Genomic DNA, 9,214 nt, shown 5'->3' on the forward strand with positions numbered 1-9,214 from the left:
TATTAGAGTTGGAGGTATATTATGAATAACACTGCTGTAATTTCATTAGTGGATTTAATTAAGGGAGCTACACTACATTTGGATGAACTAAACTATTCAGAAGGAACAAAGCTGCATTACATACTCAAATGGAGGCATCTTCTAGAATATGCAAATGATATTAACGAAGATATGTTCTCATTAAATTTAGGCTATAAATTCTTAGAGAGTTATTATGGAATAAGAACAGATATGAAGCTTAAAAATTCTGAGGTACACTCTGTTCGTGCGATTAAAGTTTTATATGAATTCAAAAATCATAATAAATTTTACAAATGTCATCAACCAAAAGGTAAAGACTCTCCATGTCAATTCAATTCTATTTTAGAAGAATATATCCAGTTGCAACATGAAATACAATTAAGTAAAAGAACAATACAAGGCAAAAGAATAATGCTAATCAACTTTTTATCTTTTATATCGAAACTACAAGTGAACCGCATTCAAGAACTGACTTCTAATCATGTTTTGCTATATATTAATACCTTATCTTCATATTCACAAACAACTAAATCAGGAATTCTTTTTACACTACGTGATTTCCTTACTTTTCTTTATTCTAGAGGCTATACAAGTGAGCCAATTAACAAGCTATTCCCTGTTATATTTTCAAACAAATTTGAAAGAATACCCTCATATTATTCATCGGATGAAATGCATGAAATATTGAATTGTATAAATAGAGACACCGTTATTGGGCGTAGAGATTATCTTGTTATTCTTTTGGCTGTTCAACTTGGAATACGCGCAGGAGATATTAGGAATCTCCGATTCAATAGCATTAAATGGAACATTGATACAATAGAATTTATTCAAGAAAAAACAAAAAATCCTCTGCAGTTGCCACTATTAGAAAATCTAAAATATGCTCTTCTTGATTATATAAAGAATAGTCGTCCAAAGTCAGATTCTAATTTTATTTTTATTCGTCATAGGGCTCCGTTTATTCCATTCACTACAGGAAATGTATTTTTTGGCACCATTAATAAATATATGAGCTTGGCGAATATTTCTGTTAATTACAGAAAACACGGGCTACATTCTATGAGGCATAGTATGGCAAGTAACCTGTTAAAACATAATACACCACTTCCTATTATTACAGGCATCCTAGGACACGAAAATACAAATACTACAAGGGTATATTTACGTATTGATATTGAGCAGCTACGTTCAGTAGCTTTGGAGGTGCCAGATGAAAGATAGGGAAAAGCAGCTTGTTTTCAATGGTCCATATGGAGATTCTTGTTATCTCTATGTAGATTATAAAAAAAGTCTTGGCTATAAATTTGGCGAATCATCCCTCTATAGCCTAAGATATATGGATGATTTTTTCAAGAAATATTCCATAGGTATTCCTTTCTTAACAAAAGAAATGGCAGAAGACTATACTGCAAAACGTGGTAATGAGTCAGCAAAGACACAGCATACGAGAATGAGCTTGATACGCCAATTCGCAATATTTATGAATAATACTGGCTATGTCTTTTATGTCCATCCTAAAGAATTAATACCTATAGTTAAAAAATTTACTCCATATATATTTACTCGTGATGAAATTAACAGCATTCTAAAAGTGGTAGACAATTTAGCAGCTACTCCATGGAGCATTCATTATCACTTAATATATCCCATGCTTTTCCGGATGCTGTATTGCTGTGGATTGCGCATTAATGAAGCTTTATCTTTAAAAAACTCAGATGTTGACGTAAAGAATGGAATACTTACAGTTACAAAAGCAAAATTAAATACCAGTAGACTTGTTCCTATGTCAAAATCATTAACTGATTACTGTAAAATATATGTTATGAAAATGGGTCTAGATATGAATAGCACAGGCTACTTTTATCCTTCAAGAGACCAAGGTAAATATAATCGCAATCCAGTCTATGTAAAATTAAAACAGTTTATGAAGGAAGCAAATATTTTTACCGACGGTTCTGTTGGACCTAGGGTTCATGACTTGCGGCATACTTTTTCAGTCCATTCACTAGAAAAAATGGTGGCTGATGGACAGGATATTTATTGTGCACTTCCAGTCTTAAGCACTTATTTAGGGCATCGTGGAATAGAAAGTACAGAAGGCTATTTAAGACTTACGCAGGAAGCCTATGCTGGGATTATTAATTTAATGAGCCCTTTATATGAAAGTGTTTTTCCGGAGGTGACATTTATTGAAGAGCAATGATTTTGCTACATATTTGTCATCATACTTTTTAAAGTACATGCCACTGCAAAGCGGTTACAGCGATAATACAATTAAGTCTTATAGAGATACATTCATTATTTTTCTCAGATACAGCAAAGATATATTGGGAATAAATCCTGAAAAACTTAATTTTACTTTAATTAGCAAAAATATGATTATTGATTTTTTAATTTGGTTAGAAATTAAAATGAAGTCCTCTATTTCAACTAGAAATCAGAGACTAGCCGCGTTACATTCTTTTTTTAGATATGTTCAGATAGAGGCACCCGAATACATGGAAACGTGCAATGATAATCTATCAATTCGTTCAAAGAAAACACCATCGCCAGGAATGAACTATTTATCAGTAGAGGCTATTAAAGAACTTTTAGCTTCACCTAATATGAAATCAAAACATGAGCGCAGAGATTTGGCAGTTCTGGCTTTACTGTATGATACTGGTGCAAGAGTACAAGAAGTGGCTGATTTAGTTATTTGTGATATCCGAATAAAAATTCCAGCAACAATTCAATTAACTGGTAAGGGTAATAAAACGCGTATTATACCTTTAATGCCTCAAACTATGAACATCATAAAATCTTATATGTTAGAAAATAATTTGTTGACTGAATCATGTATTGCCAAACCATTGTTTTATAATAAGGGCAATCAAAAGCTAACAAGAGCAGGCATATCATATATTTTAAACAAGTATGTAGAGATTGCAAGAAAAAATCATTCTAATTTATTTCCTTCTAAAGTTACGCCTCATGTATTGAGACGAAGTAAGGCAATGCATCTCTTAGAAAGAAACGTTAATTTGATTTATATTAGAGATTTTTTGGGGCATGCATCTGTGACTACTACGGAGATTTATGCAAAATCAAACCCTGAGGTAAAACGTAAAGCTATTGAACATGCAAGTCCGAGTTTATTGCCAGATGAGAAATATACAAAAAAAACAAAACAGGATTTGCTTGATTGGTTGAAGACAATAATTTAATATCTTTTATGTGAAGTTAAATGTTTAAAATCCTTAGAAATATCAGTGATTTAGAACACAACTTCACATAATATTTAACTTCACATAAGATGAATGGGGGTACGTACCATTCGAAAAAGAGGGAGCTCAGTTACTATTTCAAGTAATCTCGGAATGTTATGAAAAAAGAAGTATAATCATTACTACAAATTTAGAGTTTAGCAAATGGAATGGAATTTTTTACGACGAAAAGCTTACTAGTGCTATTATTGACAGATTAGTTCACCACAGCCATTTATTAGTTTTTAGTGGTCCAAGCTACCGCTTAACACACTCAACCATGAATACCCAATAATGGAAATAGGGTGCTGGGAAAATTAAGTTCCGCAATGCATGATTTTTAGCTTGCCAAAAACAGGTAGTCAGCCACTGATATCCGATATAACTGCTAAGCTATCTGAAAACTACAATCTATTGCATTTGTTACGAGTTTGTAGTAACTTAGAGCAACATCAAATTAGCTTACTTATCCAAATAGCAGAAAATTTTAAAAGTAGTTAAAGACCATTACCAATCTTTATTCCTAAAATAATCTCCTCTTTCATCACAATGTATTCAAATAGAAAAATCCATATTAAAGCTCATTTAATGGCTCTAATGTGGATATTTGTACTCAAAACTTTATTTATACTTTTAAGCGTTAATTTTAATTTTCACTTGAGGTTACATATATAAATTTTAGGAATTAAGGCTTAAGTTTCATAAAATTTTCTATGTATAAATAGAAATACTTTCTAATAAGTTATTTATTTTCTATTATATACTCCATAAATACGTAATAATAAAGCGTTCATTATCTATATTTTATATCTCATTAATATATTCTTTTATTACTTCAATCAATTCATCTGATTCTTTTACTGTATATCCTGGCGAAATTGATAACCCAATGAAATTAAAGTTACCGTCATATAGTACATCCTCCTGATTTATACATCTAAAAGGCACTTCTTTTTCAAACTCTATTATTTCAATGTCTTCAATTTTTTTTCCATATGCGACCCCTAAGTCTTCATATTGCTTATATTTTTTAATTTGCATTATATTAGTTTCAATATCATAATTCTTAAAATGTATCTTTGAAAAGTCACACCCCTTATAATTATTTAAGTGTAACACATAATCTAAAGTATTTATCCAATTACATGCTACAGCAAATATAAGATAATTAGCATATGAAAAGTGTTTAATACTATTTTTTTTACAAGTCAAATTTTCTGGATACATCTTTAATTCATAATCTAAATACAGGTACTCATTTGTTATATATTGAAAACTACTATCCCCAAAACCTAAATCTGCATGTGCGTCAACATGAACTAAATCAAAGGGAATACATAAATTCCCTTTCAGAATAAGTTCTCTCCAAAAGTAAAAAGCCTCATCGTGATGTGTATATATTCTTCCATCTATTTTTTTATTCTTTCTTAATCCTAAGTTAGTTTCTAAGTAACTAACAAGCTTTTCCTTGTTCCAAGGTTGAGTATACTCACTATTTAGACGTTTCCCATAATCATTTCCCCAATTTGAAACATCCATTTGAAAAAAATCTAAATCTAAATCTAAAATCTTCATAATCCCCCCCTCTAAATCAATAATAGCTATCATACTCATGATAACTATTCATCTCAGCTTCCCATTCTCGTCTTTCACTCAATTCTATATTCACTCCGTCTAAAAATGATAATAACTCATTGAAACATAAAGCTACATTTTTAACATCAAATTTTTCAATCTTGTTAAAATGATAATTTAGATTTTTATCTACTGGATATCTAAATTTAGTTGAACTACTATCAATCCCTTGTAACTTACTAATATATTTCTCAGTATTAATTATTGTTTTATCTTTACTTGATGGTGAACATTCTTCTATTCCTAATTATATATCATTCCATATGCCTGAAACACTATGTTTTTTTCTACTTATTTTTCTCATTGCCTTTTTATAGTCAAGATTAATATCTTTTATAAGTATTCTTTTAAGTGATAACTCGACTGAATTTCTGTATAAATAACACATTGGTAAAAACATTCCACTGCATTTAATAATATCCTTAGATATTAAATTTCTTAAATAATTTGCTGTTTCTGTGTAACCCTTGATGTATGGATAAAAATCAAAATTATCTAATGACATATGCCATCCTATAACACTTTGTTCAATATAATCTCCACCATTAATCAAAAATATTGGTTTATATGCACTGTACTGTTTTGTAGTAGTATCAACCTCTTCATAAATATCTTTTATTATTTGATACGCAGTAATCATATTAGTTTTTAAATAAACTAAATTTATATTTTTCTGTTCTTTTAAAAAACTTATTCCATTATTACTAAAAGGGTATCTAAATACATCTGACTCTCTATCCATATAAGTAATATCATTCAAATATTCCTTTAACCACAGCAATTCTTTTTCTCCTGTATTTGTACTATTAAACTGTATATTTCTATAAACAACATCAAATGAGCTACTTAAATTATGACCTACTTCTCTTAAATATTTAATTCCCTCTTGTTTATTTATTATATATTTAAATACTAAAGCTTTTAAAATCAACTCCAATGATTGCCTATAAAGATATACCATAGGGAAAAACCAACTATCCTTAACCGCATTGTTCCTCAATGGTATTAAATAATCTATGACTGTATTTCCAGCTAAATTGAAATTAATAGAATACTTATAAAATTCTTTTGATAAATTTTCGTTATTAATATTTTTAATTATACAATTGCTTTCCTTATCTATAAATTTAAAATCTGCCTTTTCTCTTGGCCATTCAAATTCAAACATGCAATCACCTCGAATAAAAATTATACTTAAGCTATTTTACCATAAATTAATTATTATTACTAATTTAACAAAAAAAATATATGCTGTAATAATCCGATGATGGTTATAACCCACTTAGGACTTCCTATTATCAACGGTTATCTACCGTATATAAAAAAAATAAAAAGGACAAATTCTTATATTTGAATCAGATCTATGCTCCTCTACCTTTTCAGAATTTTACTATTAGTTTTAAAACTAATTCCCCGAAAAATAAACACTAAATCTCAATCACCCCTCACACCCTCTTTTCACACATTTTTTCTCCCTAACTCATTTCTCATTTTGCATAAGCAAAAACAATTCAATCATTCTAATACCACGCATTTATTCTCCCACTCCTTCAATCTTTTATCGCTCTTTTTTTATCCCATTCCTATTCTTAGATCTACTCCCCCTAAAAATTTCGCCCTAACTATGTAGACTTTTATTAATGCTTTGAAAACCCCACCACTTCACCCCCCCTCAAACCCGCATTCCTCCGTCCCCTAATCTCTCCTAATATTAACAAAGTCTTGAACATTTCCTCCAACCCCACCCCTCAACCCTATATTTCAACGCCAATTAATACTAATAAAGTCCTGAAAAACCTCTCCTACTTTCCTCATTTTTTCCCAAAAGGTCTGCAGACCATCCCATCAATATAAAAATCAATCTTTTCCTCATTTTTTCACAAATATTCTCTGGCATATTTTCTCCCGTCTACTATCAATCATTCTCTCCGCTTTCCTTATCCTATCCCATTAAACCCTCTCATATCAGGGCCTTCATCAGTTATGTGGCTGTTCGCAATCAATTTATTAATCTATCATCAATTCAATCTTTTCAATCAATCCTTCAATCATTTGATCAATCTTTTTAGCTGGGTTTTGTGCGTGGTTATAAAAAATATATGTTATTAAAAAGCACTATAAATTATCCATATTGCAATATATAGTTGACATTATAGATAATATATAGTATAACTGTAATAAGGGAGGAATATATATGAAAAATCTTAAAATTAAATCCGCAAGAGCCTCATTTGATTTATCTCAAGAACAGTTAGCAGATAAAGTAGGCGTAACAAGACAAACAATAGGTATGATAGAAGCTGGAAAATTTAATCCCTCATTGCAATTATGTATTGCTATTTGTAAGGCACTTGGAAAAACATTGAATGATATTTTTTGGGAGGATGACTATAATGAAAGATGAAAGAATAGAACAGGCAACTAACAAAATTAAAAGTGAATTAGCTATATTAATGTATGGAATTGTAGTTATATCATTTGTATTTAAATCATTGGTTTACAATATAGATTTATCGAGATGTTTGACTGAGTATATTATAATGATAATTACACCATTATATCAGTTTATCAGAGCACGTAGTATGAAAGTAAGCTTTCATGAAAAAAAAGGCTTCAATCAGTCTTTTAGAGTTGTTGTAATACCCTTTGTTGTAATAATTGCTATATTCGGAATGGTTATTTATAAATCAATTATAAATAATAATTTTGATTGGAAATATGGAATTTTTATCTTAAATTTTATAGTTATATTTGCTTTCATATATTTCAGAGCAAATAAGTCAGAACAAAAACAAATAAAAAAATATGAAAAACAATTTGATGACGATAATAAATAAGCAAAGGCATTCAAGATAATTATCTTGAATGCCTTTTGATTTTTTGCAAACAGTATTTATTGCTTAGTTTTCATAAAATGCTAAAACTATTTTCAAATTTGAAGATACCCTTGCTAACCGCCCCTCCAAACCCTCACTCTTCAAAATCGCTCCTTAAATCAATCATTTCCCTCCCACAAGTCAAACTATCCATCTATCATCTTATTGTTTTATTCATAATTTTATATATTATAATGTTGAAAATAATAATAAAAATAATCATCTCTTTATTATAGATAGCCTAAAAGAACTTAGTAATTGTATCCGTTTGAGTTGCATCCCAATACCAAAAATCGAAATAATCAGTTGTTTTCGATAGTTCAATTTTCTTTGCTTTCTTTTCATCATATTTTATATCGCCTCTCACACCAAATACCTCTCCAATATAAGGACGTTCCACATATTGATCACCTCTGAATATAATGTCAGGTTCATAATTATTATAATAATTCAAGGATTCATAACCCTTGGAAAATGGTATATTCAAGGCTACAAGCTTCGAGTAAGCCTCTTTTTCATAACTACTCTCAGCCCATAATCCTTGTGTTATTATTGGCATAAACATCATCGAAACAAATTCAGCATATCCCTTTAAATTCTTCTTTACAAACCCTCCTACCATTGTATGGAATCCTTTTTTATCTTTTACTTGAACATTGCATGCTCCAACACTAACTGTAGCTTCTTCTATCATCTTAATTGAACAAGATATATATGTTTCGTGTTCTGTAATTTTTCCTGTATCCCCATCTTTAGAGTAATTAGCCATTATAATCTTATCAAATTTTTTTGATTTAAGTATTTCGTCAATCCTGACATATGGCAAAAAAATAAACATGAAATCATCTGCATCCATAGCTTTAATTTTATTATAGGCATATTTATATGATTGAAGAGTTGATTCATCCTTAATTTTTATTCTACTGCTTGTAAAATACGCTTGATTCAAAAAGATTTGCATATTAGATGGCATTCTTTCATTATGGTGTTCCAGATAATCATCCCATGTCATCATATCTAACTTACATATGAGTCCAAACAATGTAACCCTACTACTCCCTTTCCCTCTACCAGTCCCTGAGTAATAGCTAAAAGACCCATTTGGCATATTAACTTTTCTTTTAATTTGTCTTTTAATTTGTCCGAGAACAGACTTGGCAAGAGTGACTTCCATAATTCCATCATTATTTAATTCCCAACCTCTTTCATGTTCACCACCTACATACTCGGAGTGTAGGCTACAATTAGGTGAATGGTTCTGTCCATTATGAGAATTATTTCTTAAATATATTGTACCTTCTCTTATATGTATCGTACCTTCAATCTTTAGTGTGGTATCTTCTATTGTAGTGCGTCAAAATATAGCTTTATGTAACTGCATTCCTAAGTCAAATTATAACTATAATACTATTAATTATCTAGTGGTTATTTGCT

The 9,214-nt window shown here is 30.0% G+C and carries 8 protein-coding genes and 1 pseudogene; 6 read left to right on the forward strand and 3 right to left on the reverse strand.

All coding sequences use genetic code 11. The features are described from left to right. The first annotated feature begins 21 nt into the window (after positions 1–21). The 4 genes and pseudogenes from KPL51_RS20525 to KPL51_RS20540 form a co-directional block, all read left to right on the forward strand. Complete coding sequence (locus KPL51_RS20525) at positions 22–1,245, forward strand: site-specific integrase (protein ID WP_216165822.1); 1,224 nt, start codon at positions 22–24, stop codon at positions 1,243–1,245. After that, complete coding sequence (locus KPL51_RS20530) at positions 1,235–2,227, forward strand: tyrosine-type recombinase/integrase (RefSeq protein ID WP_216165824.1); 993 nt, start codon at positions 1,235–1,237, stop codon at positions 2,225–2,227. The genes KPL51_RS20525 and KPL51_RS20530 overlap by 11 nt, the downstream gene beginning before the upstream one ends. Then, on the forward strand, positions 2,214–3,230 hold the full coding sequence (locus KPL51_RS20535) for a site-specific integrase (protein WP_216165826.1): 1,017 nt from the start codon (positions 2,214–2,216) through the stop codon (positions 3,228–3,230). Before KPL51_RS20530 ends, KPL51_RS20535 begins: the two co-directional genes overlap by 14 nt. Before the next feature lie 88 nt (positions 3,231–3,318). Continuing rightward, positions 3,319–3,564 (forward strand): annotated as a pseudogene (locus tag KPL51_RS20540) (ATP-binding protein); the annotation flags it as partial. A gap of 509 nt (positions 3,565–4,073) precedes the next feature. Here the strand turns inward: KPL51_RS20540 and KPL51_RS20545 are convergent. Further along, complete coding sequence (locus KPL51_RS20545; protein WP_216165828.1) at positions 4,074–4,844, reverse strand: peptide arginase family protein; 771 nt, start codon at positions 4,842–4,844, stop codon at positions 4,074–4,076. Positions 4,845–5,151: 307 nt separating this feature from the next. Then, positions 5,152–6,072: a hypothetical protein gene (locus KPL51_RS20550; RefSeq protein ID WP_216165830.1), complete on the reverse strand. Its 921-nt coding sequence runs from the start codon at positions 6,070–6,072 to the stop codon at positions 5,152–5,154. Positions 6,073–7,098: 1,026 nt separating this feature from the next. Here KPL51_RS20550 and KPL51_RS20555 point away from each other — a divergent pair. Continuing rightward, complete coding sequence (locus tag KPL51_RS20555) at positions 7,099–7,308, forward strand: helix-turn-helix transcriptional regulator (protein WP_216165832.1); 210 nt, start codon at positions 7,099–7,101, stop codon at positions 7,306–7,308. Then, the gene (locus KPL51_RS20560; protein ID WP_216165834.1) at positions 7,298–7,741 is read left to right on the forward strand and encodes a DUF6773 family protein; all 444 of its coding nucleotides are present in this window, start codon (positions 7,298–7,300) and stop codon (positions 7,739–7,741) included. The genes KPL51_RS20555 and KPL51_RS20560 overlap by 11 nt, the downstream gene beginning before the upstream one ends. A gap of 280 nt (positions 7,742–8,021) precedes the next feature. Here KPL51_RS20560 and KPL51_RS20565 read toward each other — a convergent pair whose 3' ends face one another. Then, the gene (locus tag KPL51_RS20565; RefSeq protein ID WP_216165836.1) at positions 8,022–8,954 is read right to left on the reverse strand and encodes a hypothetical protein; all 933 of its coding nucleotides are present in this window, start codon (positions 8,952–8,954) and stop codon (positions 8,022–8,024) included. Positions 8,955–9,214 lie beyond the last annotated feature (260 nt).

Source organism: Clostridium bowmanii (genome assembly GCF_018861315.1).
GTDB classification, from domain to species: Bacteria; Bacillota; Clostridia; order Clostridiales; family Clostridiaceae; genus Clostridium_AD; species Clostridium_AD bowmanii.